Below are 22,819 nucleotides of genomic sequence, written 5' to 3' on the forward strand. Positions count from 1 at the left end.
CCCCATCGAAGGGAGATGGATGTGAGCAGGCACGACACAGAGGAGCTTCTGGAGACCTCGCCGTTCGACGACGACCTCCAGGAGGTGCTGGCGGCGCGTCCCGCTCGGGCGGGCGGGTCGAGGCTGACGCTCGCCCTGGCCGGAGGCGTCCTGCTCGTGGCCGGGCTGCTCCTCGGCATCCAGGTGCAGAAGCTCCTGGGCGGCTCCGCGCCGGGCCGGTTCCCGTCCCGCGCGGCCGGTGCCGGTGCGTACGCCGGCGCCGGTCAGGCCCCAGGGGGTGGCGGACCGGGCGGCGGGCTCGGCGGCGGGTACGCCCGAGGCGCGGGCGGGGGCGGCGGCTTCGCGGGCGGCGGTGCGGGAAGAGGAGGAGCGGGCGCGGGGGCAGGAGCAGGGGCCGGCGGCATGACCTTCGGCACGGTCAAGCTGGTCGACGGCGACAAGCTCTACGTCCAGACCGTGAACGGCGGTGTGGTCACGGTGACGACGTCGGGCGACACCAAGGTGCAGGTCACCCGGTCGGGGAAGGTCTCCGACCTCAAGCCGGGCAGCTTCGTCACCGTCGCGGGGACCGCCGACGCCCAGGGCCAGGTGGCGGCGACATCCGTCACCGAGGGCTCGGCCATGGGCCGGAGGGCGGGATCGTGATCGCGGAAGGCCGTCTGCTGGTCGTCGACGACGAGCCCGACATCAGGGAGTTGCTGTCGGCGAGCCTTCGGTATGCCGGGTTCGAGGTGATCACCGCGTCCTCCGGCCGCGAGGCGGTCCAGATCGCCGGCAAGGTGCGTCCCGATCTGATCGTGCTCGACGTCATGCTGCCGGATCTGGACGGCTTCGCCGTCTCCAACCGGCTCCATGCCTCCGGGCGGCGGGTCCCTGTGCTGTTCCTCACCGCCAGGGACGCGAACGAGGACAAGATCGCCGGGCTCGGCTGGGGCGACGACTACGTCACCAAGCCGTTCAGCCTCGAGGAGGTGCTCGCACGCATCCGGGCCGTGCTGCGGCGCACGCGCGGCGGCGACGCCGTCCCCGCCCGGCTGCACGTCGCCGACCTGGAGCTCGACGAGGACTCCCGCCAGGTCTGGCGGGACGGCGTCCCCGTACGGCTGTCGCCCACCGAGTTCAAGCTGCTGCACTACTTCATGGTCAACCAGGGCCGGGTGGTGTCGAAGGCGCAGATCCTCGACCACGTCTGGCACTACGACTTCGGCGGCGACCACAACGTGGTCGAGTCGTACGTCTCCTATCTCCGGCGCAAGATCGACACTGCCGAGCCGAAGCTGATCCACACGCTCCGCGGCGTGGGCTATGTCCTCCGTGCGCCGCGTCGGTGACCTGCTCCACGCGGGCGGGCCGGCCCGCGACGCCGGTGCGAAGGCCGGTGAGCCCACCCGCACCCGCCGGTGGCCCCGGCTGTCGCGTGCGCTCGGTGCGCTGCGCCTGCTGGGCGTCCGCGAGCTGCGGCGACGGGCCGCGAGGACCCCGCTCTGGCTGCGGCTCGTGGCGGGGACGCTGCTGCTCGTGGCGCTCGCGATCGCGCTGACCGGCGGCTTCGCCGTACAGCTCCTGCGGGGCTATCTGGTGGACCGGGTCGACGCACAACTGACGGCCGTCGGCCGGCGCCCGGCGGAACCGCCGCCTCCGTTCCAGTCCTCGGGCAACGTGTCCCGGCCGCCGCGGCAGTTCGGCTCGTTCTACATCGTCCTGCTCGACCGGAACGGCGGCGTCGTCCGCACCGTCCAGGAGCCGCCGAACGCCGATCCGCTGCCCGCGCTGCCCAGGCCCAGGCAGGACCGCGGGCAGTGGCTGTTCACGGTCGAGGGCCCCTCGGGAGCGCTGTGGCGGGTGATCGCCGTACGCGAGGAGGACGGCACCCGCTTCCGCGTCGCGGCCATCAGCCTGGCCGACATCGACGGCACGGTCTCCCGGCTGGTGGTGATCGTCCTGGGGGTCGGCCTCGCGGTGCTCGTCGCGCTCGGGATCGCCTGCTACTGGCTCGTACGGCGCAGCCTGCGCCCGCTGGGGGAGATCGAACGGACGGCGGAGGCTATCGCGGCCGGAGACCTGTCGCGGCGCGTCCCGCTCCGGCACCGGCGCACGGAGATGGGCCGTCTCGGCCGGTCCATCAACGGCATGCTCACGCAGATCGAGTCGGCGTTCCGGGAACGGGAGGCGTCGCAGGAGCGGATGCGCCGGTTCATGGCCGACGCCTCCCACGAGCTGCGCACCCCGCTCACCTCGATCCGCGGCTTCGCCGAGCTGTACCGGCAGCAGAGTTCGCAGGACCCCGTCCTGCTGCTGCGCCGCATCGAGGACCAGGCCGTGCGGATGGGCCTGCTGGTGGACGACCTGCTGCTGCTCGCCCGGTTGGACCAGCAGCGCCCCCTCGATCGCCGCCCGGTCGACGTGCTCAGCCTCGCGGCCGGGGCGGTGCTCGACGCGCAGACCCTCGCGCCCGACCGGGAGATCGACCTGCTGCGGCTGGACGACTCGGACGAGCCGGTGCGGGTGCTCGGCGACGAGGCGCGGCTGCGCCAGGTCGTCGGCAACCTCGTCAGCAACGCCCTGCGGCACACCCCCGCGGGCACCGCGTTCCGCGTCGGCGTGGGGATCGTGTCCGGATCGCAGGCCCTGATCGAGGTGGCCGACGACGGGCCCGGCCTGGCCCCCGGCGACGCCGAGCGCGTCTTCGAGAGGTTCTACCGCGCCGATCCCTCACGCAGCCGGTCGGACTCCGGCGGCACGGGGCTCGGGCTGTCCATCGCCGCCGCTCTCGTCCAGGCCCACGGCGGCACCATCACGGCCGACAGCGAGCCCGGCCGCGGCGCGGTGTTCCGCGTCCGACTCCCCGCGTGCCCTCCTCGACAAGAGGCCCCTCGGCAAGAGCCCCCTCGGCAAGAGGCCCCTCGACAAGAGGCTCCCGACGAAAGGCTAGGGTGATCCCCCTTGCGATACCTGCCCATCGCGGTCGCCGCGGCGGCCCTGGCGGTCACGGTGACCGGCTGCGGCGGCGGTGACGACACCGCCGCCACGACCACCCCGCAGGCCGCCGCCGGCGGTGGCTCGAGCGCCGACCCCCGGGCGGCGTTCACCGAGTGCCTGCGCAAGAACGGCGTCACGCTGCCGACCGGGCGTCCGTCCGGGATGCCCGGCGGCAGGCCCACCGGTAGACCGACCGCCAGACCCAGTGGAGGCTTCGGCGGGTTCCGGTCGATGGACCCCGCCATGAGCAAGGCGTTCGAGGCGTGCCGCGCCCTGATGCCGCAAGGCGGCCGGGGCGGGTTCGGCGGCCGGCGGGGTGCCGATCCGCAGGCCATGCAGGCGTTCCGCACCTGCATGAAGGACAACGGCGCCGAGCTGCCCGCGGACGGGCGTGTGCGCGATCTCGCCACGACGGACCCCAAGGTGGGCAAGGCGTACGACAAGTGCAAGGTGCTGCTGCCCGCGCCCACTCCCACCGCCTGACAGACCGGGGCGGCTGATTCGGCGGCCTTCCACAGGGAAGGTCAGAATTATGGCGGGGAACGACAGGCTGCGGGCCGCCCTGGAGAGCCTGCGGCGTCACCTCGATCAGGACCTGTTCCCCCTGGAGATCGGGGACGCCGCGGCGGACCGGCGCGTCCTGAGGGAGCTGCTCGGGCAGCTCGACGACTACCTGCTGCCCCGCCTGTCGGCCATCGACGCGCCGCTGCTCGCCGTGGTCGGCGGTTCCACCGGGGCGGGCAAGTCCACCCTGGTCAACTCGCTGGCCGGCATGCTCGTGACCGAGCCCGGGGTGCTGCGGCCCACCACGCTCGCGCCGACTCTGGTGTGCAACCCCGCCGACGCCGCGTGGTTCACCTCCACGACGGTCCTGCCCGGGCTCGCGAGGGTGACGGGCGGGCCGGCCGGCGGGGGACGCGGCGAGCCCGGCACCCTGCGGATCGCTCCCGTGGACGCCCTGCCCCCCGGGCTGGCGCTGCTCGACGCCCCCGACATCGACTCGGTCGTCACGGCCAACCGCGAGCTGGCCGCGCAGCTGCTCGCCGCGGCCGACCTGTGGCTGTTCGTCACGACCGCCGCGCGGTATGCCGACGAGGTGCCGTGGAGCTTCCTGCGCCTGGCCCGGGAGCGGAGCACGGCACTCGCGGTGATCCTCCAGCGGGTCCCGGCCGAGGCACGCGAACCCGTGGCCGCCGACCTGACCCGGCTCCTGGGGGAGAACGGCCTGGGCGGCACACCGCTGTTCGCCGTCCCCGAACTGGAACTGCCGTCGGAGCGCGCCCGGCTGCCCGGCCACGTCGTGCAGCCGATCGCGACCTGGCTCGCCGACCTGTCCGTGAACGCCAAGGCGCGGGCCCAGGTCGTACGGCGGACCTTGTCGGGCGCCCTGGACAGCCTCGGCACCCGGGTGCCCGACCTGGCCGACCGGGTGGAGCGCCAGCGGGCGGGGATCGCCGAGCTGCGCGACATCGCGGGCAGGGCGTACGACGTGGCGATGTCGGCGTTCGACGAGGGGATGCGCGACGGCAGGCTGCTGCGCGGCGAGGTGCTGGCCCGATGGCAGGACTTCGTCGGCACCGGCGACCTCATGCGGGCCCTGGAGTCCCGCATCGGCTGGCTGCGCGACCGCCTCGCCGCCGCCTTCCGCGGCCGCCCGGCGCCCGACAGGGAGCTGCGGGTCGCGCTGGAGAGCGGGGTGGAGTCGCTGATCCGCGCCACCGCCGACGCCGCCGCGGAGCGGGCCGTAGAGGCGTGGCTGGCCCTGCCCGCCGGGCGCGACCTGCTGGAGAAGTCCGGCGTCGCCGTCTCCGGGCGGCTCGGCCGCGCGTCCGCCGATCTTCCCGCCCGGGCCGGCGTGGCCGTACGCGACTGGCAGGGTCACGTGCTCGACCTCGTCCGCTCAGAGGGCGCCGACCGGCGCACGCTCGCCCGGGCGGCGTCGTTCGGCGTGAACAGCCTCGGCGTGCTGATCATGCTGGCGGTGTTCTCCACGACCGGCGGGATCACCGGCATCGAGCTGGGCATCGCCGGCGGCACCGGCGTGCTCAGCCAGAAGCTGCTCGAAGCCGTCTTCGGCGACCAGGCCGTACGCACCCTGACCCAGGAGGCGCGTGAGGACCTGCGGCGGCGCGTCCGCGCGCTGCTCGACGAGGAACGCACCCGCTTCACCTCTCTGGTGGAGGGGCTGGGCCCGGCTCCGGAGACGGCGACCCGGCTGCGGGAGGCCGCCAAGGCCGTACAGGAGAGGGGCGTCCTTTGAAGCTCCCGCGCAGGAAGGCGGAGGTGTCGCTGGACGACCGCCTGGAGGCGCTCGCGGAGGCCGCCGACCTGGCGGAGGGCCGGCTCGGTCAAGAGGCCGTGGACCACTCCCGGGGTGTGGTCGCCCGGGCCGGCGCGCGGCGCGGCCTGTCGCTGGAGCACACCGCGGTCGCCCTCGCCGGGGCGACGGGAAGCGGCAAGTCGTCGCTGTTCAACGCCCTGTCCGGGACCGAGCTGGCGACCGTGGGGGTGACCCGGCCGACGACCGCCAAGGCGCAGGCGGCCCTGTGGGGCCCGGACGGCTCGGGAGCGCTGCTCGACTGGCTCGACGTCCCGTTGCGGCACAAGGTCGAGGGCGACGCGTCCGGGCTGATCCTGCTGGACCTGCCCGACCACGACTCCATCGAGCTGTCCCACCGCAGGGAGGTCGACCGCCTGGTCGCCGCTGTCGACCTGCTGGTCTGGGTGCTCGACCCGCAGAAGTACGCCGACGCGGCCGTGCACGAGCGCTACCTGCGCCCGCTCGCCCGGCACCGGGACGTCATGGTCGTCGTGCTCAACCAGGTGGACCGGCTGCCTGAGCGGTCCGTCAAGCGTTGTCTCGACGACCTGCGCGGCCTGTTGGCGGCCGACGGGCTCGAAGGGGTTCCGGTGCTCGGGGTCTCCGCCCGCACCGGCGAGGGCGTCCCCGAACTGCGGGCGCTGCTCGACCGTCAGGTCTCCCTCCGCCGCGCCTGGTCGTCCCGGCTCGCCGCCGACGTGGCCTCGGCCGCCTCCGCGCTCTGGGCGGACACCCCGCCCGCGCCGGGACAGGCGGCGGTGCCGGAGGTCGCCGTGAACAGGGCTCTGACGCGGGCGCTGGCACAGGCGGCGGGGGTTCCTGCCGCGGTCGAGGCCGTCGCGAAGTCGCACCGGCACCGCTCGATCGCCGCGACGGGCTGGCCGGTGACGCGCTGGCTGCGCAGGCTGCGGCCCGATCCGCTGCGCCGTCTCCACCTGGCCAAGGGCGCCCGTTCCTCGCTGCCCGCGGCCACCGTCGTGGAGGTCTCGGCCGTGGACACCGCCCTGCGCGACGTCGGTGCCGCCGCCTCGGCCTCGGTGCCCGAGCCGTGGGCGACGGCCGTACGGCACGCGGCGCGGTCGCGGTCGGAGGAGCTGAAGGACGCCCTGGACCGCACGGTCGCCGCGGCGACCTCGGGCCGCGTCTCCAGCGCCCCTCGGTGGTGGCGCGTGGCGGGGACCGCGCAGTGGCTGACCGTCGCCGCGATGGCCGCGGGCGCGATCTGGCTGCTCGTGCGCTTCGCGCTGGACTACCTCATGCTGCCCGGACTTCCCACCCCCACGGTCGGCCGGGCGCCGTGGCCGACCGTGCTCCTGCTGGGCGGCGCGCTGGCCGGGGTGCTGATCGCCGCACTGTGCCGGGTGTTCGCCTGGGCCGGAGGGCGGCGCAGGGCCCGCAGAGCCGCCAAGGCGTTGCGCGCCGGCATCGAACAGGTCGCCGGAGAGCTGATCATCGCCCCGACACGCGACGAGCTGTCGCGTTACACCCGTTTCGCCGACCGCGTGGCCGTCGCCGCGTCCTGACCCGCGACATCGGGTGGCAGGCGCCTGACAGGGGTTTGGCAGAGCCGCCTGTCACGGTCGGGACATGCATGAGAACACGGACGTACTGATCGTCGGAGCCGGTCCGACCGGGCTCACCCTCGCCGTGGACCTGGCCCGCCGGGGCGTCGCCTTCCGCATCGTCGACGAGGCGCCCGAGCCCGCGGCCGGCTCCAAGGGCAAGGGCCTGCAACCGCGTACGCAGGAGGTCTTCGACGACCTCGGGGTGATCGGCCCGATCCTGGCGGCGGCGACGCCCTACCCGCCGTTGCGGGTCAGGATGGGCGCCGTGCCGATCTGGCAGGCCCGCATGCACAGGCCCGCCGCGGCCACGGACGCGGTGCCGTACCCGACGGTGCTGATGCACCCGCAGTGGCGCACCGAGGCGGTGCTGCGCGAGCGCCTGGCCGGGCTGGGCGGGAAGGTGGAGCAGAGCAGCGCGCTGACCGGCTTCGAGCAGGACGCGGACGGGGTGACCGCCAGGCTCGGCACGGGAGAGAGCCTGCGGGCGCGTTACCTGGTGGCGGCGGACGGCGGGAGGAGCCCGGTGCGCAAGGCCCTCGGCATCGGCTTCACCGGCGAGACCCGCGAGGACGAGCGGATGGCCCTCGGCGACGTACGGGTCGAGGGGCTCGACCGGGACCACATCCACGTCTGGGTGCGGCCGGGCAGGGGGATGGTGGCGCTCTACCCGATGGCCGGCACCGACACCTTCCAGATGCTCGCCTCGCTGAAGCCGGGGGTCACGCCGGAGCAGACGTTGTCCGGATATCAGCGGATCTTCGCCGAGAGGTCCATGCTGCGCCGGGTGCGCCTGACCGAGCTGCTGTGGTCCTCCCTCTATCGGGTGAACATCCGCCTCGCCGACCGCTACCGGTCCGGCCGGGTCTTCCTGGCCGGGGACGCCGTCCACGTGCACCCGCCGACGGGCGGGCAGGGGCTCAACACCGGCGTCCAGGACGCCTACAACCTGGGCTGGAAGCTCGCCCGGGTGCTCGCGGGGGCGCCGGAGGCGCTGCTGGACACCTACGAGGAGGAGCGCAGGCCCGTCGCCGCCCGGGTGCTCGGCCTCAGCGTGGATCTCGCCGACAGGAAGTCCTACAAACGCGGAGAGGAGACCTACCAGCTCTCGCTGAGCTACCGGGGCGGCTCGCTCGCCCGGCGCGGCGGCGACCGGGTGCCGGACGGCCCGCTCCCGCTGGCGGACGGGACGCGGGCCCGCATGTTCGACCTGCTGCGGGGCCCGCACTTCACCCTGCTGTCCCCCGGCCTCGCTCCGCGCGTCCCCGGCGGTCCCGAGGTGCGCGCGTACGCGCCGGCCGGGCCGTACGGCGGCGAGCGGCACACCCTCGTCCGGCCGGACGGATACGTGGGGATCTCCACGTCCTCGGCCGACGAGCTCGCCGCCTACCTGGCCATGGTCTGACGCCGGGCTACGGCCGCTCGTCCGGGCGCACGGCGTGGGCCGGGTCGGGGTTGGGGACGCCGTCCGCGCCGAGGCCGGGCCGGCCGGCCTCGATCTGGCGCGGTCCCAGCTCGCTGTCCTCGGCCGCCGCCCTGGCCTCGGCGGCGGCGCGCTCGGCCTCCGCGACGGCCTCGCTGCCCGCCGTCCTCCGCTCGTGCTCCCTGCCGTCCGTCACGGTGGCCCGGCTCGCGGGCAGCGACTCGGTGAACGCCTTGGACAGCGTGTTGAGCGCCGAGGTGACCTCGCTCGGGATCACCCACATCGTGTTGCCCTGGCCCTGGGCGAGCTGGGGCAGCACCTGGAGGTACTGGTAGGCGAGCAGCTTGGGGTCGGGGTCGTTGCGGTGCACGGCCTGGAAGACCTCGTCGATCGCCTGCGACTGGCCCTGGGCCTTGAGGATCTGCGAGGTGCGCTCGCCCTCGGCGCGCAGGATCGCGCTCTGCTTCTCACCTTCAGCCGTGAGGATCTGCGACTGCCGCTGGCCCTCGGCCGTGAGGATCGCCGCGCGCTTGTCCCGCTCGGCGCGCATCTGCTTCTCCATCGCGTCCTTGATGGTCTTCGGCGGGTCGATCGCCTTGATCTCGACCCGGTTGACGCGGATGCCCCACTTGCCGGTGGCCTCGTCCAGCACGCCGCGCAGCTGACTGTTGATCATGTCACGCGAGGTGAGCGTCTTCTCCAGGTCCATGCCGCCGACCACGTTGCGCAGCGTCGTCACCGTGAGCTGCTCGACGCCCTGGATGAAGTTGGCGATCTCGTACTCCGCCGCCCGGGGATCGGTGACCTGGAAATACAGCACCGTGTCGATGTCCACGACGAGGTTGTCCTCGGTGATGACCGGCTGCGGCTTGAACGACACCACCTGCTCGCGCAGGTCCAGCAGCGGGCGGACCCGGTCGATGAAGGGGATGACGAAGTTCAGGCCGGGGCCCAGCGTGCGGTAGTACCTGCCCAGGCGCTCGACGTTGCCGGCTCTGGCCTGGGGCACGATCCGCACCGCCCGCAGCACCGTCAGGATCGCGAAGAACGCGATGACGATTCCGGCGATCACTGCTGCGTCCATTGCTCACTCCCGGGGGTACACGAGGGCGGTGGCGCCCTCGATCTCTATGACGTCGACCGTGGCCCCCGGCGGGATCACGAGCGTCTCGTCGTAGGCACGGGCCGACCACTCCTCGCCGCCGATCCGCACCCGGCCGTCCCTGCCGGTGACCTCCTTGGTCACGTACGCGGACTTGCCGACGAGCGCGGACACCCCGAAGCGCTTCGGCGGCGGCTGCTTGATGTGCCGGAGCGCGATCGGGCGCACTCCGGCGAGGCCGGCGGTGGAGGCGATGACGAACACGGCGAGCTGGATCGCGGGCGGCAGCCCGACGGCCGCGACGACGGTCGTGAGCAGGGCCGCGACCGACAGCAGGCCCAATGCCGCGGTCAGCGTGAAGATCTCCGCGGCACCCAGCACCGCCGCCAGGATGAGCCATACGATCCAGGGGTCCATTGCCGCCTCCATAGCAATGAACGAACACCGCTCGGGTCGGGTTCCTCCTCCTCAAACCTAACGCGTACGGCCGCGGTCTCCCAGGGAGCCGGGTATCACGCCGGATTGCACACAGGGTTTCATGCGGGGTTTCATGCGGGGTTTCATGCGGGGGACGCGGTGACGCGGAACTCGTTGCCCTCCGGGTCGGCCATCAGGATGTGGTCGTCGAACGCCTCCAGGATCGTGCCGCCGGCGCGCACCAGCCGGGCGGCCTCCGCCCTGATCCGCTCCCACCGGTCGGCGGCCGTGCCGTCTCCCGGCACGCGGACGTCGATGTGGAGCCGGTTTTCCGCCGTCTTCCGCTCGGGGACCCGGAGGATGGAGAGCCGGGGGCCGACCCCCTCGGGGTCGCAGAGGCAGGCGCCGTCGTCCTCGGCGCCGCCGGCGGGCAGGTCGAACCGCGCGGACGACTCCTCACTGGTCGCGTACCGGGCTGCCGGGATCTCGTCGACGTAGCCGAGCGCCGTCTTCCAGAACTCGGCGAGGAGCCGCGCGTTGTCGCAGTAAAGGGTCAAATCGATTGCTACTGCCATGACTCGACCGTAATGCAGGACGCTGACTTGGACGCGGCCACCTCTGTCAAGAGACGGCGGAAGGGGGCTCGGCCGCGTCGTGCCGGAGGGCGCTGCCGGCGAGCCATCGGGGCCAGGAGAGCTGCCAGTAGCCCCAGCCGTTGTTCCACTCCAGGTGGCGTGTGGTGCCCGTGACGATGACGGGATCGCCGCGCAGCGCGTGGTCGTAGAACCACCGCGCCTGGTCGGGGCGGACGTTCACGCAGCCGTGGCTGACGTTGGCCCGGCCCTGCGCCCACACGTTGTCCAGCGCGTGGACGTACTCGCCGCTGTTGGAGATCCGCACGGCGTAGTCGATGAGCTTGTCGTAGTAGCCGGGGTCGCCCTTGCGGCGGCCCGGCGAGACCATGCGGACGGGGTTGCCCTTGTCCATCGTCAGGTGGATCCCGCTCGTGGTCGTGTACTCCCTGGTGGTCGCCATGCCGGCGCTGATCGGCAGGCGCTGGGTCACCCTGCCGTCCTGCCGCACCACCATCTGATGGGCGCGGGTGTCGACCGTGCTGACCATGGCCCGCCCCACGGTGAAGGCCACGCTCCGGTCGGCGGAGCCGTACGTGCCGGGGGCGGCGCGGACGCCGGCGAGATGGGCGGTGAAGCGCACCTCGCCGCCGGCCGGCCACCACTTCCGGGGCCGGTAGACGACCTGGGTGGAGCTCGCCCAGTGCCAGGCGCCCTCGGCCGGGCCCCGGACCACCAGCGCCCGCTCGACGGCCGCGCGGTCCTCGACCGGTCTGGTGAACGTCACGATGATCGGCATGCCGATCCCGACGGTCTCTCCGTCATACGGGACGATCGAGGCGACGGCGACCTCACGGCGCGGGGTGAGCGTGCGGAACCGGCCCGCGACCTGGGCGGTGACACTCTGGGGCCCGGTCGCGACGGCGTCGACGACATATTGCGTGCCGGGACGCAGCGTCCACGACGACCGCCACACGGTGCGGGCCGGGTCGAAGGCGCCGGGCACCGGGTCGCGCCCCGCGAACGCCAGCACGCTGGTCAGCGTGCCGCCCTCCGCCCTGACGACCAGCCCGGCATCCGGCGCGACAGCCACGGCGCCGGATGCCGGGCTGATCGTGATGCGCGGCGCGGGCGGCACACGTACGGCACAGCCCGCGACAAGCGCGGGACAGGCCGCGAGCAGCGCCGCGAGCAGGGCGCGGGCGGCGGGAGGCAGGGTGCGTGGCTTCACGGGCACCCAAGATAGCGAGGGGTGACGATAGGAACACGCTAAGTCGCCGGAAGGATCCTTCCCGAGACCTCTCCGAGGCTGATCCCGTGCGAGGTCCACGCCGTGATCGTGACGGTGTCGCCGTCCTCCAGGAACGTCCGGGTCTCGCCGGGCAGTTTGACCGGATATGTGCCGTTCCAGGTCAGCTCGATGAGCGAGCCGGGCTGCCCGGGGGACGAGACCGTGCCGCTCGCGAACAGGTCGCCGGTGCGCAGGCGGGCGCCGTTCACGGTCATGTGGGCGAGCATCTGGTCGGGCGTCCAGTACATGTCGCGGAACGACGGCGTCGAGACCGTCTCGCCGTTCAGTTCGACGTGCAGGGTGAGGTCGAGCCCCCAGGGCGCCTGTCTGCGAAGGTAGGCGAGCGGCTCCGGTTCCTGCGACCGGCCCTCGACCCTGGCCTCCTCCAGGGCGTCGAGCGGCGTGATCCACGCGGACATCGAGGTGGCGAACGACTTGCCCAGGAACGGCCCGAGCGGGACGTACTCCCACGCCTGGATGTCTCGGGCGCTCCAGTCGTTGACGAGCGTCACCCCGAAGACGTGGTCCTCGAACGCGCCCGCGCGCTCGCCGAGCCGCGTCGGCACCCCGACGACGAAGCCGACCTCCGCCTCGATGTCGAGCCTCTGCGAGGGGCCGAACGACGGCCGCTGCCCGCACGGCCGCCTGATCGGCGTCCCCGAGACGACGACGGTGCCCGCCCGCCCGTGGTAGCCGACGGGCAGGTGCCGCCAGTTCTGCTTCAGCGGCTCGTCGTCCGGCCGGAACATCCGCCCGAGGTTCGACGCGTGCTCGATCGAGGCGTAGAAGTCCACGTAGTCGGCCACCTCGACCGGCAGGTGCAGGGTCACCTCCGCCAGCGGGATCAGGTGGTCGCCCGTGGCCGCCGCCTCGCGTGCCCGCGCCCGCGTCTCCTGCCAGGCCGCACGGCCCAGGGCCAGCAGCGGGTTGAGGCTGGGCGCCGCGTAGACGTCCCCGCCGAGGGCGGCCGCCAGGTCGAGGACCTGGTCCCCGACCCGGACGCCGACCCTGCGGGGCTCGCCGGGCCGGGAGAACACGCCGTACGGCAGGTTGTCGAGCCCGAAGCTCATCTCGCCCACGTCCACGCGTAGCCGGTGTCCTCGCAGGCGAGGGCTGCCTGGCCGAGGTCGAGCGGGCGGAACGTGTCGATCATGACGGCCATCTCGGTCGTCTCGGTGTGCCCCTGGCGCACGGCCTCGACGGCGGCCTCCACCGCGCCCGGCTGCGGGCCGTGCGTGAAGCCGGCCGGGTGGAGCGAGATCGAGCCGACGTCGATGCCCGACCCCTTCCTGGCCGTGTAGTCGCCGCCCACGTAGAACATGAACTCGTCGGAGTCCACGTTGTGGTGGTTGTACGGGATCGGCACGGCCTCCGGGTGGAAGTCCAGCGGCCGGGGACAGAACGAGCAGACGACAAAGCCCGGCCCCTCGAAGGTCTGGTGGACCGGCGGCGGCGCGTGGGTGCGCTTCACGATCGGCTCGAAGTCCTGGATGTTGAACGCGTACGGGTAGAGGCAGCCGTCCCAGCCCACCACGTCGAAGGGGTGGTGGGCGTAGGTCAGCCTGGTCAGCCCGCCCCGCGTCCTGACCAGGACCTGGACCTCCTCGCCGTCCACGAGCAGCGGCTCGCCCGGCGCGCGCAGGTCGCGCTCGCAGTACGGCGCGTGCTCCAGGAACTGGCCGAACTGGGACAGGTAGCGCTTCGGCGGCCTGATGTGCCCGGCCGCCTCGATCACCAGCGCGGTCACCGGGCCCTCGGGCACCCACCGGTGGATCGTCCCGGTCGGGATCACCACGTAGTCGCCCTCGGCCACGTCGAGCGCGCCGTACGCCGACTCGAACCGGGCCCGGCCGCGTGCGATGTAGACGCACTCGTCGCCCATCGAGTCGCGGTACAGCTCGCTGGGCGTCCGCGTCGCGGCGTACGAGATGCGGACGTCGGAGTTGCCCGCGAGCAGCATCCGCCCGGAGACCAGGTCGCCGTCGGGCGTCAGGTCCTGGGTGCGGAAATGGCGTGGGGACAGCGGCAGGTTGGGCGTGAGGCCGGGCGCGCCCGCGTCCACGGCCTCGGCCTTGACGATGGCGGTCGGCGCGTGACGGTGGTAGAGCAGCGAGGAGTCGGAGGAGAAGCCCTCCTCTCCCATGAGCTCCTCCTTGTACAGCCCGCCGTCGGGCGCGCGGAACTGCACGTGGCGCTTGCGCGGCACCTCACCGACCACGCGGTAGTACGGCATGACGCCTCCTCTGCTCGTCCTTTGGCCTTCTTGTCCGTTAATCGGACGCCAGTGTCCTATATATGTACGACGATTCGCCATGCCGGCGGGAATGTCAAGCTGTCGGCCATGAGCACAGCGGAGATCCACCTGTCCGTCTCGACCTGGCGGCAGCCGTCGCCCCCGCCCGCGTCCCCCGCGCGTACGGCGCTGGTCGGGCGGATCGCGGAGCGCGTGCTGGCCCTCGGCCCGGGCCGCCTGCGCCTCGGCGTCGACGGGCTCACGGCGGCCGGGAAGACGAGCTTCGGCCACGAGCTCGCCGAGCACCTCGCCCGGGCCGGGCGCCCGGTGCTGCGGGCGAGCCTCGACGACTTCAAGCGGCCGTGGCGCGACCGGCACCTGTACGACCGGGAGTCGGGCGAGGGGTACTACCGGAACGCGTACGACTACGACGCGGCGATCGCCCTGCTGCTCGAACCGGCGGGGCCGGACGGTTCGGGGAAGGTCGCGCTGTGCTCCATCGACCCGCTGACCCAGGTGGACCACTCGTCGGTGCTTGCGACCGCCGCGCCCGGCGCGGTCACGATCGTCGACGGGGTCTTCGCGTTCCGCCCGGAGATCGACGCGTACTGGGACCTGCGCGTCTGGATGGAGGTGTCCCCGGAGACCTCGGTGCGCCGCGGAGCCGAGCGCGACCAGGACTGGGCCGGGTCCGAGGCCGAGGCGCTGCACCTGCACCGCTATCTGCCCGCCGAGCGCCTCTACATCGCGGAGGCCGATCCCGTGGGGCGGGCCGACGTGATCGTGGACAACACCGACTTCGCGGAGCCCCGGCTGCTGAAGTGGTGACCGTCAGCGCGGGGGCTCGGACAGGGCGGACGTGAGGCGGCAGGCGGCCTCCAGGACCAGCGGGCCCACCTTGTCCCCGTCGAGGTCGGCGAAGCTGACCACGCCGACGGACGCCTCCAGCCACGGCAGGCCCGGAATCGGCGCGGCGATGCCCTGCGCGCCCTCCTGGAGGTGTCCGCTGCTCGTGTGCAGCGGCGGCTCGGTGCGGCCCTCGCGCAGCGCGAGCAGCGCCAGCCCGGCCGCGCCGCGCGTCAGCGGGTGGCGCGAGCCCTCACGGTAGGCGACGTGGAAGTCGGTCCACGACGGCTCGACCACCGCGACCGCGAGGCCCTCGTCGCCCTCGGCCACGGTCAGGTGCGCGGTCGCCCCGGCCTGCTCCGCGAGCGCGCGCAGCGCCGGCAGCGCCGCCGCCCGCAGCAGAGGGTGCACGGCCTGGGCCAGCACCAGCACCCCGAAGCCAAGATGCACGCGGCCGTGCGCGTCCCGCCGGGCGAAACCCTCGGCCTGCAGGGTCGTCAGGAGGCGGTAGACGATCGGCCGGCTCAGGCCCAGCTCCTGGGCGAGCTCGGTCGGCGTGCGGCCCCTGTTCGCGTCGGCGAGCAGTCGCAACAGCCGTAAGCCCCGTTCGAGCGTCTGCGCCGATTCGGCCGCCATCATGCTCTGATTATCGCCGCACCGGTGCGCCTGTAGGCGAAACCTCCATTCGACGTAGCCTACGTCGGATGTAGGTTCGGCCCGCGATCAAGGAGTGGTGGATGAAGTCGGCGATCGTCGTGGGGGCGGGGATCTGGGGGGCGTCACTGGCGTTGCGGCTGGCCGACGAGGGCTGGCGGGTGACGCTCGTCGAGCAGTACGCGCCGGGTCACGTGCGTCAGGCCAGCGCCGGGGAGACCCGCCTGCTGCGCTGCGCGCACGGCTCGGACGACTGGTATCCCCGGCTGGCCTGGCAGGCCCGCGACGCCTGGCGCCGGCTGGAACAGCGGACCGGCGAGGAGCTGTACGTCGAGTCGGGGCTGATGTGGTTCGCCCGCGACCCGGACGGCTGGGAGACGCGCAGCGCCCGGGTGCTCGAGCGGCTGGACATCCCCTGCGAGCTGCTCGACCCGGCCGAGGCGGCGCGGCGGTTTCCCGGCCTGCGGGGCGACGACCTCGCCTTCGTGCTGTGGGAGCCGAACGCCGGAGTGCTGCGCGCCCGGCGTGCGACGCAGGTGACCGCGCGTCTGGCCGGCGCGGCCGGCGTCCGGCAGGTCCGCGCCCGGGCCGTGCCGTACGGTCGCGGGGCCGGGGTCGTGGCGGACGGCGAGGTGCTGACGGCTGACCGCGTGGTGTGGGCGTGCGGCGCGTGGCTGCCGCGGCTGTTCCCGCACGAGGCGGGACACGTCGAGGTGACGCGGCAGGACACCTTCCACTTCGGGGTGCCCAGGGACTGGACCACGCCGCCGCTGCCCGCGTTCTGCGACTACGACCTGTCGGCGTACGGGCACGGCGATCTGGACGGCATGGGGATGAAGGTCACCGGCGACGCCGAGGGCGAGCCGTACGACCCGGAGAGCGGCGGCAGGCGGGTGCTGCGGCACACCGAGGAGCAGGCGCGCGCCTACCTGGCCAGGCGGTTCCCTTCGCTGGTGGGCGCGCCGGTGGTGTTCAGCCAGGTCTGCCAGTACGCGCTGACCAGGGACGCCGAGTGGATCATCGCCGAGGTCGAGGACGGCGTCTGGCTGCTGGGCGGCGAGTCCGGGCACGGCTTCAAGCACGCCCCGGCCCTGGCCGGACACGTGGCGGAGATCCTCGACGGCGCGCGGGAGCCGGAGGCGCGGTTCGGCCTGCACGAGCGGCCGGTGGCCCGGGGCCTGCGCACCAGCGGCGGCACCATCCCGTAGGGAGGGCTAGCCGGGCGGGTCCTGGCGGGCCTGGCGGGCGCGCAGGACGATCTCCAGCTCGAACCGGACGTCGGGGTCGGCGAGCGCGTCGCCGTACAGCTGCTCGATCTGGCGCAGGCGATACCGCACGGTCTGCGGGTGGACGTGGAGCGCCGCGGCGACCTCGGCGACGCCCCGGCCGTGACGCAGCCAGGCGAGCAGGGTCTCGGCCAGGCGGTCCTGCTGGCTCTGGCGCAGGTGGGCGAGGGGCGCGAGGCGCACCTCCGCCAGGGCGGCCACCAGGTCCTCGTCCTTGAAGACGACCAGCGTGGCCATGTGGTCGGCGCAGCGCAGCAGTCCCCGCCGGGGCAGGACGCCGCGGGTGCCGAGGTCGAGGGCCTCCCTGGCCCAGCCGAGCGAGTTCGCGGCGGCGGCGAGCGGCACGGCGGGGCCGATCGCGGCCCGCCAGCCGCGCAGGGCGTTCTCCAGCGCCTGCACCCGCCCGGGGCCGCCGGGGTCCGGCACCACGAGACACGGGACGTTGCGGTCGAGCCCGGTCAGCACGTCCGGCGGCAGCACCGGCAGGGGAGAACCGCCGTCGCGTTCCTCCAGGGCCACCCCGGCGACCGTGCGGGGAAGCCGCCAGCCGGCCGCCCTGGCCACGTCGGCGACGGCCTCCGGCGAGGCCGCGGGACGGGTGAGCAGCAGGTCGAGCAGCCGCCGGCGACGGCGCTCCATCTCGCCTGCCGCGTGCGCCCGCGCCTCGGCGAAGCCTTGCGCGGCCGCGTCGGCGAGCTGGTCGAGATAGACAAAGATGGCCTCGCCCAGGTCGTACAGCGTCCGCGGGTCGAGGCCGAGCTGCTCGGACTGCTCGGTGAGCCGCCGCCACGCCACCCGCGCGCCCAGCCGCATCGCGGTCTGGAAGGGCTCGAGGTCGCGCCCCTCGGCGGCCTCGCCCCTGCCGATCGTCCGGAAGACCTCGGGGTCCCACGGCGCCCGCGGGTTCTCGATGCGTTCCAGGAACCCCCGCAGCGCCTGGTTGACCGACAGCCGCAGGACCTTGATGTAGATCTCGTCCTCCGGGCGGGCGTATTCGGGCACCCGCCGCTGGATCTCCGTGATCATCCGGTCCGCGACGTCGCCGATGCGGGGACGCAGCAGCCTCGCGACGCCCGCCGGCACCGCGCCCCAGAACTCGTCGTCGCCTTTCAGCGTTCGCTCAACGCCCGCTGGACGCCGCTCAGCGCTGCTCGGCGCTGCTCAGCCAGGCGCCGAACTCCTCCAGATCGATCAGGCCGTCGCGGTCGGCGTCGACCCTGTCGATCGCGCCCTGCGCCCCCTGGGGTGTGAGCGGCCGGCCGAGCACCTCCATCAGGCGTACGAGCTCCTCGGCGGAGATCCGCCCGTCTCCGTCGGTGTCAATAAGTTGAAAAGTCGCCGCATATTCGCTCATGCCGTCCTCCTCCGGGATCGCGATCAGCACCCTAGCTGAAAGCACGGGCTGCCCCCAGGGATCGGGGCCAAGCCGCAGGGCCCGGTTTTTGTCGGTGGCGTGTGCCACCATGCCGTTCATGACGAGCAGCCTGACGGGGAAGGTCGCACTGGTCGCCGGAGCGACCCGGGGCGCGGGACGCGGCATCGCGGTCCAGCTGGGCGCGGCGGGGGCGACGGTCTACGTGACCGGCCGCAGCACCCGCGAGCGGCGCTCGGAGATGAACCGGCCGGAGACGATCGAGGAGACGGCCGAGCTGGTGACCGCCGCCGGCGGGCGTGGGATCGCCGTGCCGGTCGACCACCTCGACCGCGAGCAGGTGCGGGCCCTCGTGGAGCGGATCGACGCCGAGCAGGGCGCGCTCGACGTGCTGGTCAACGACATCTGGGGCGGCGAGCTGCTGTTCAGCTGGAACGACCGGCTCTGGGAGCACTCGCTCGACGACGGCCTGCGCATCCTGCGGCTGGCGATCGACACGCACATCATCACCAGCCATTACGCGCTGCCGCTGCTGATCCGCAAGCCGGGTGGCCTGGTGGTCGAGGTCACCGACGGCACGGCGGAGTACAACGCGGCCAACTACCGCGTCTCGTTCTTCTACGACCTCGCGAAGACGTCCGTGAACCGCATGGCGTTCGCCCAGGCCAAGGAGCTGGCGCCGCACGGCGCGACCGCGGTGTCGCTCACCCCGGGCTGGCTGCGTTCCGAGCTCATGCTGGAGCACTTCGGGGTGACGGAGGCCAACTGGCGCGACGCGCTGGCCAGAGTGCCGCATTTCGCCATCTCCGAGACCCCGGCCTTCGTCGGACGCGCGGTGGCGGCCCTGGCCGCCGACCCGGAGGTGGGCCGCTGGAACGGGCAGTCGCTGTCCAGCGGCCAACTGGCCCAGGTGTACGGCTTCACCGACGTGGACGGCAGCCGCCCCGACTGCTGGCGATATCTCGTGGAGGTCCAGGACCCCGGCCGCCCCGCCGACGTCACCGGCTACCGGTAACAGAGCCGGTCCGGGGGTCGGCGTCCGGCGGCGGCGCGGCGAGGCGGCTCGCACCGATCAACGGGCGCCGAGGGTGGCCGTGACCAGGGTCCAGTCGATGTGGGCCTCGGCCGCGTTGCCGCCCGCCGTCCCCGCCACCCAGTGCGCGACCTGCGGTGTCTCCCTGCTGTCCGGCACCACCCAGGTCGCGCCCGTGTCCGCCCCGTCGCGGTGCAGGCGGGCCACTCCCGCGCTGTCCACGGTCACCTTCCAGGTGGCGGGTCTCCCTGCCTCGGGGAGCATGAGGATCCTCTCCCAGGTGCCGGATCCCTTCGTCATCGTCCACACGCCGCCCCGCTGCACCGCCAGCATGAGCCGCCGGGCGCCGTTGGCGACCTTCGTCCCGAGGCTGACCCCTCGTCCGGTCCGCGGGTCCAGGGCGCTGTCGTCGATCACCCGGCCCCGGAACTCCACGGTGAAGTCGCACGCCCTGGTCACGTCGAGGGGCAGCACGGCCGAGACGACCCCGCTCGTGGCGCTGCGCAGGCGCAGGCCGCCGTCCGTGAGAGTCGCCCCCCGGTCGAGTGTCCATCCCGCCCAGGAGCCGCCCGCCACGTGGTCGGTCACCTCGACCAGCTCCAGCACGGCCTCCCCGTCGCCGCCGACCGACACGCCCGGCGAGCCGTCCGCCGCCGGGACCGTCCACCGCGCTCCGGGCGGGCCGGCCGGGGGGACGGCCTGCGCGGTGGCGGTGCCCGCCGCGTCGACGATCACCCGCCATCGGTCTCCCACCCCGGGGACGGGCACCCATCCGTCCGCCGTCAGGGCGTGCGGGCCGTCGGGCCGTACGGCCATCCCGAGGAGGCGCGTGCCCGTGTTCACCTCGATCGCCAGCCCGTCGCCGGCGCTCGGGAAGCGTGTCACCCTGCCGTGGAAGGTCAGGACGAAGCCCCCAGTCGGTCCGTACGGGCGGCTGATCCGCCCGGCGGTCAGGCGGAGACCGCGGGCGTCGTCAGGGGAGGAGCCCGCCGGTGCCGGGCCGCCCTCGCCGACTGATCCGATGGCTTCGGCGCCGCCGCTCATGGTCCACCCGCCCCAGCCGGGGGCGATCCCGGTGAAGACGTCGGCCAGGTCGAGGCGGGCGAGCTTGATCTCGACCTGGTTGTGCTCCCAGACGACGAAGAACCGGCCCGGCTCGTACTCGTCGGCCGACGCGTAGACGTCCCAGCCGCGGGCCGCGCCCTGAGTGAGCCGCCTGCCGTCGGCGAAGAGCCGCCCCGGGCCCCAGGGCGTGCCCGGGCGTCTGACCTTGTAGTGGAGGACCTCGCGATACTGGTCGGGCTTCGCGGACGCCGGGCCGGTGAACGGCCCGGCCAGGGTGTTGTAGACGGTCAGGTAGCGATCGAGGGAGTCCTTCGTGAAGAGGGTCTTGACGTAGTAGTTCGGCAGCTCGGGGTCCACGGCGAAGGGGGACCAGGTCAGCCCGCCGTCGGTGCTGGTCGCGGTCGCGGCGTACGCGGCGTGGGTGCGGTAGTGGGCGTCCTTGTCCGCCGCGGTGCCGCCGCGCAGCGTGCGCGCGACCATGAGCAGGGTGCGCGGGTCGTCCTGTGACACGACGACCTGCGGCTCCTCGACGGACAGGCCGGGCGGGTTAACCGCCAGAGCGCCCGGCGTCCAGGTGACCAGGTCGGCCGAGCGCAGCACGCCCGCCCTGGTGGTGCCGCCCGCCGCCTGCCAGTACGGCACCAGCCAGACGCCCTCATACCTGAGGGGTTTGCCGGCCACGACGGCCCCGCGGGAGTTGGGCGGCACGGCGACGGAGACGGGGTGATCGGCCCAGGTGCGGCCGCCGTCGGTGCTTCTCCTGGCGACCATCGTCACCGGGAAGCCGTCGACGTTCCCCTCGGCGTCGCGGTCGGCCGCGATCGTGATCCGGCCGAGCAGCGCCAGCAGCGCGTCGCCGTCCTTGAGGAACACCACGTAGTGGTAGCGATGGGTGGGGGTGGCCGCCGCGAGCGTGCCGGTGGTCCAGGTGCGGCCGCCGTCCCCGGACCGGGCGTACATGATCGCGCCCTGGTCGGTGGGGGAGGGGTCCACCGGGTCGGCCACCCCGGCCCGCCAGGCGACCACGAGGCGGCGGGCGTCGAGGGCGGCGACGTCGGGGACGCGGTTGCCCTCGTGGGCGAGTTCGCGCACAGAGCCGGTGCCGCCGTACACGGTGACGGGGTCGCGGACGGCGGCGCCGACCACGTCGATATCCGGCCACGGCCGGTCAGAGGGGGTCACCCGTACCAGGGAACACGGTGGGCCGCCGCACGACGGCCGCTGTCACGAACAGTTCGGAACACGTGCATCCGGCCGTAAGCGCGCGTCCCCCGGGCCCGCATAGGGGGCACCGGGGGACACCGGGGGACGCACGCCTGCCGGGCGGGCCGACCGCGCCGATAGCAGGCCCGGCCCGATCGAGGTCAGGCGGCCGCGCAGGCGGGCGTGGGGGCGGGGTTGGCGGCGTTCCAGGAGGCGATGAAGCCGAAGGTGGTGCTCGCGCCGGCGCCGAGGGAGCCGTTCCAGCTCTCGTTCTTCACGGTCACGCTCGCCCCGCTCTGCGCGGCCTTGCCGCCCCACGCCTGGGTCACCTGCTGTCCGTCGGCGAAGGTCCAGGTCACGGTCCAGCCGCTGATGGGAGCGGTGCCCGTGTTCTTGACCGTGACCTCACCCTGGAAGCCGCCGCCCCACTGGTTGGTGATCGTGTAGGTCGCGCCGCAGCCCGAGGGGCCGGACGAGGGGGAGGGCGACGGAGAAGGCGACCGGGTCGGCGAGGGGCTGGGGCTGGCGCTGGCGCTGGGGCTGGGACTGCGGGTCGGGCTGGGGCTCGGGCTGGGGGACGGCTGGGCGCCGCCGAGCAGGGCCGACAGGGCGGGAAACCACTTGTCCGCCATCTTCTGGTTGCCGCTGTCGCTGGGGTGCACGCCGTCGTAGGTGTCCGTGCTCGTGCTGAAGCCGGTCCACTGGTCGACGACCACGATCGGGGAGGCCGCCGTGGTCTTCGAGGCGGCCCAGCCCGGGATCGCGCTGTTCAGGGCGACGGCCCGCTGGGCGCACTCGGGGCAGGTGCTCGGGTTCATCGGGATGATCTGGGCGACCAGGATCTTCATGTTCGGGTTGCTCGCCCGCATCTGGTCCACGAGCTTGCTGTAGGCCGCGAGGATCGTGTCGGTGGGCTTGTTGCTCCACACGTCGTTGGTGCCGAAGTGCATCATCACGATGTCGGGGCGGGTCGCCGAGAGCCAGGCCGGGAGTTGGTTCTGGTCGGCGACGTTCGTGACGAGGAAGCCGCCGTGGCCCTCGTTGTCGCCGTCGTACGGCACCCCGCACCCCTGCGCGGGCAGCGTCCCCACCATGTCGATGTCGGTGAAGCCGCCGTTCTGCAGCTTGTTCCACAGCAGGGCCCGCCAGCAGCCGGGCGATCCGGTGATCGAGTCGCCCAGGGGCATGATCCGCACGGCGGCCGCCTCGGCGGGCCGGGCGACGAGCAGCCCGAGCACCACGAGCAGGGCCGCCATCACCGCGCTTCTCTTCGACATCGCGTCTCTCCCTCGTGCCGTCCGGCGCGATGGTAGAGAGCGGCCCACCGCCCGGCCCAGGGACGAGGCGCGGAAAAAGCCCTGACCAGCGGGGACGTATGTACGTTTCACCCGATGACTCGCGGCGCGGGTGGGCGTCGCTTCCGGCTCGTACGGTCTCCGCCGGCGCAGGAGCCCCTGCCGT

General features: G+C 73.4%; 21 protein-coding genes. 10 read left to right on the top strand and 11 right to left on the bottom strand.

Features of this window, described 5'->3' with window-relative positions; genetic code table 11:
* The first annotated feature begins 21 nt into the window (after nucleotides 1–21).
* The 7 genes from HHX35_RS37870 (at nucleotide 22) to HHX35_RS37900 (ending at nucleotide 8,266) form a co-directional block, all read left to right on the top strand.
* Nucleotides 22–645, top strand: a complete 624-nt coding sequence (locus tag HHX35_RS37870; RefSeq protein WP_182903409.1) for a hypothetical protein — start codon at nucleotides 22–24, stop codon at nucleotides 643–645.
* The gene (locus HHX35_RS37875; protein ID WP_396781638.1) at nucleotides 645–1,331 is read left to right on the top strand and encodes a response regulator transcription factor; all 687 of its coding nucleotides are present in this window, start codon (nucleotides 645–647) and stop codon (nucleotides 1,329–1,331) included. Before HHX35_RS37870 ends, HHX35_RS37875 begins: the two co-directional genes overlap by 1 nt.
* Nucleotides 1,306–2,937: a cell wall metabolism sensor histidine kinase WalK gene (locus HHX35_RS37880; protein WP_182903410.1), complete on the top strand. Its 1,632-nt coding sequence runs from the start codon at nucleotides 1,306–1,308 to the stop codon at nucleotides 2,935–2,937. Before HHX35_RS37875 ends, HHX35_RS37880 begins: the two co-directional genes overlap by 26 nt.
* A 6-nt stretch (nucleotides 2,938–2,943) precedes the next feature.
* Nucleotides 2,944–3,462 carry a hypothetical protein gene (locus HHX35_RS37885; RefSeq protein WP_182903411.1) on the top strand — a complete coding sequence of 173 codons (519 nt, stop codon included), beginning with the start codon at nucleotides 2,944–2,946 and terminating at the stop codon, nucleotides 3,460–3,462.
* A gap of 49 nt (nucleotides 3,463–3,511) precedes the next feature.
* Nucleotides 3,512–5,239, top strand: a complete 1,728-nt coding sequence (locus HHX35_RS37890; RefSeq protein WP_182903412.1) for an ABC transporter — start codon at nucleotides 3,512–3,514, stop codon at nucleotides 5,237–5,239.
* Entirely contained in the window at nucleotides 5,236–6,822 is a 1,587-nt protein-coding gene (locus tag HHX35_RS37895; RefSeq protein WP_182903413.1) for a YfjP family GTPase, read from the top strand. The genes HHX35_RS37890 and HHX35_RS37895 overlap by 4 nt, the downstream gene beginning before the upstream one ends.
* A gap of 64 nt (nucleotides 6,823–6,886) precedes the next feature.
* Nucleotides 6,887–8,266: an FAD-dependent monooxygenase gene (locus HHX35_RS37900; protein WP_182903414.1), complete on the top strand. Its 1,380-nt coding sequence runs from the start codon at nucleotides 6,887–6,889 to the stop codon at nucleotides 8,264–8,266.
* A 7-nt stretch (nucleotides 8,267–8,273) separates the two neighbouring features.
* Here the strand turns inward: HHX35_RS37900 and HHX35_RS37905 are convergent, their stop codons facing one another.
* From HHX35_RS37905 to HHX35_RS37930, 6 genes are all read right to left on the bottom strand, one after another.
* Nucleotides 8,274–9,368 (bottom strand): SPFH domain-containing protein, encoded by a 1,095-nt coding sequence (locus tag HHX35_RS37905; protein ID WP_182903415.1) that lies wholly within the window; start codon nucleotides 9,366–9,368, stop codon nucleotides 8,274–8,276.
* Between the two features lie 3 nt (nucleotides 9,369–9,371).
* Nucleotides 9,372–9,803 (bottom strand): NfeD family protein, encoded by a 432-nt coding sequence (locus HHX35_RS37910; RefSeq protein WP_182903416.1) that lies wholly within the window; start codon nucleotides 9,801–9,803, stop codon nucleotides 9,372–9,374.
* A 143-nt stretch (nucleotides 9,804–9,946) separates the two neighbouring features.
* Complete coding sequence (locus HHX35_RS37915; RefSeq protein ID WP_182903417.1) at nucleotides 9,947–10,378, bottom strand: VOC family protein; 432 nt, start codon at nucleotides 10,376–10,378, stop codon at nucleotides 9,947–9,949.
* 46 nt (nucleotides 10,379–10,424) lie between these two features.
* Nucleotides 10,425–11,606 carry an Ig-like domain-containing protein gene (locus HHX35_RS37920; RefSeq protein WP_310739577.1) on the bottom strand — a complete coding sequence of 394 codons (1,182 nt, stop codon included), beginning with the start codon at nucleotides 11,604–11,606 and terminating at the stop codon, nucleotides 10,425–10,427.
* A gap of 38 nt (nucleotides 11,607–11,644) precedes the next feature.
* A complete protein-coding gene (fahA, locus tag HHX35_RS37925; RefSeq protein WP_182903452.1) occupies nucleotides 11,645–12,736 on the bottom strand; it encodes a fumarylacetoacetase in 1,092 nt (363 codons plus the stop codon).
* Complete coding sequence (locus HHX35_RS37930) at nucleotides 12,733–13,899, bottom strand: homogentisate 1,2-dioxygenase (protein WP_182903418.1); 1,167 nt, start codon at nucleotides 13,897–13,899, stop codon at nucleotides 12,733–12,735. The genes fahA and HHX35_RS37930 overlap by 4 nt, the downstream gene beginning before the upstream one ends.
* A gap of 108 nt (nucleotides 13,900–14,007) precedes the next feature.
* Here HHX35_RS37930 and HHX35_RS37935 point away from each other — a divergent pair, with 108 nt between their 5' ends.
* Nucleotides 14,008–14,727: a uridine kinase gene (locus HHX35_RS37935; RefSeq protein WP_182903419.1), complete on the top strand. Its 720-nt coding sequence runs from the start codon at nucleotides 14,008–14,010 to the stop codon at nucleotides 14,725–14,727.
* A 3-nt stretch (nucleotides 14,728–14,730) separates the two neighbouring features.
* On the opposite strand, the gene HHX35_RS37940 is transcribed toward HHX35_RS37935, so the two are convergent.
* Nucleotides 14,731–15,384 carry a helix-turn-helix domain-containing protein gene (locus tag HHX35_RS37940; RefSeq protein ID WP_259405771.1) on the bottom strand — a complete coding sequence of 218 codons (654 nt, stop codon included), beginning with the start codon at nucleotides 15,382–15,384 and terminating at the stop codon, nucleotides 14,731–14,733.
* Between the two features lie 98 nt (nucleotides 15,385–15,482).
* Here HHX35_RS37940 and HHX35_RS37945 point away from each other — a divergent pair, with 98 nt between their 5' ends.
* Entirely contained in the window at nucleotides 15,483–16,607 is a 1,125-nt protein-coding gene (locus HHX35_RS37945) for an FAD-binding oxidoreductase (protein WP_182903420.1), read from the top strand.
* A 6-nt stretch (nucleotides 16,608–16,613) separates the two neighbouring features.
* On the opposite strand, the gene HHX35_RS37950 is transcribed toward HHX35_RS37945, so the two are convergent.
* On the bottom strand, nucleotides 16,614–17,768 hold the full coding sequence (locus tag HHX35_RS37950; protein WP_310739578.1) for a helix-turn-helix domain-containing protein: 1,155 nt from the start codon (nucleotides 17,766–17,768) through the stop codon (nucleotides 16,614–16,616).
* A 58-nt stretch (nucleotides 17,769–17,826) separates the two neighbouring features.
* On the bottom strand, nucleotides 17,827–18,159 hold the full coding sequence (locus HHX35_RS44925) for an EF-hand domain-containing protein (RefSeq protein WP_310739579.1): 333 nt from the start codon (nucleotides 18,157–18,159) through the stop codon (nucleotides 17,827–17,829).
* Here HHX35_RS44925 and HHX35_RS37960 point away from each other — a divergent pair.
* Nucleotides 18,158–19,072, top strand: a complete 915-nt coding sequence (locus tag HHX35_RS37960; RefSeq protein WP_182903421.1) for an SDR family oxidoreductase — start codon at nucleotides 18,158–18,160, stop codon at nucleotides 19,070–19,072. The two genes, HHX35_RS44925 and HHX35_RS37960, sit on opposite strands and share 2 nt — an antisense overlap.
* A 57-nt stretch (nucleotides 19,073–19,129) precedes the next feature.
* Here the strand turns inward: HHX35_RS37960 and HHX35_RS37965 are convergent, their stop codons facing one another.
* On the bottom strand, nucleotides 19,130–21,337 hold the full coding sequence (locus HHX35_RS37965) for a sialidase family protein (RefSeq protein ID WP_182903422.1): 2,208 nt from the start codon (nucleotides 21,335–21,337) through the stop codon (nucleotides 19,130–19,132).
* Between the two features lie 182 nt (nucleotides 21,338–21,519).
* Nucleotides 21,520–22,635: a cellulose binding domain-containing protein gene (locus HHX35_RS37970; protein ID WP_182903423.1), complete on the bottom strand. Its 1,116-nt coding sequence runs from the start codon at nucleotides 22,633–22,635 to the stop codon at nucleotides 21,520–21,522.
* Between the last annotated feature and the right edge of the window lie 184 nt (nucleotides 22,636–22,819).

The organism is Microbispora sp. H10830 (assembly GCF_014161375.1).
GTDB classification, from domain to species: Bacteria; Actinomycetota; Actinomycetes; order Streptosporangiales; family Streptosporangiaceae; genus Microbispora; species Microbispora catharanthi.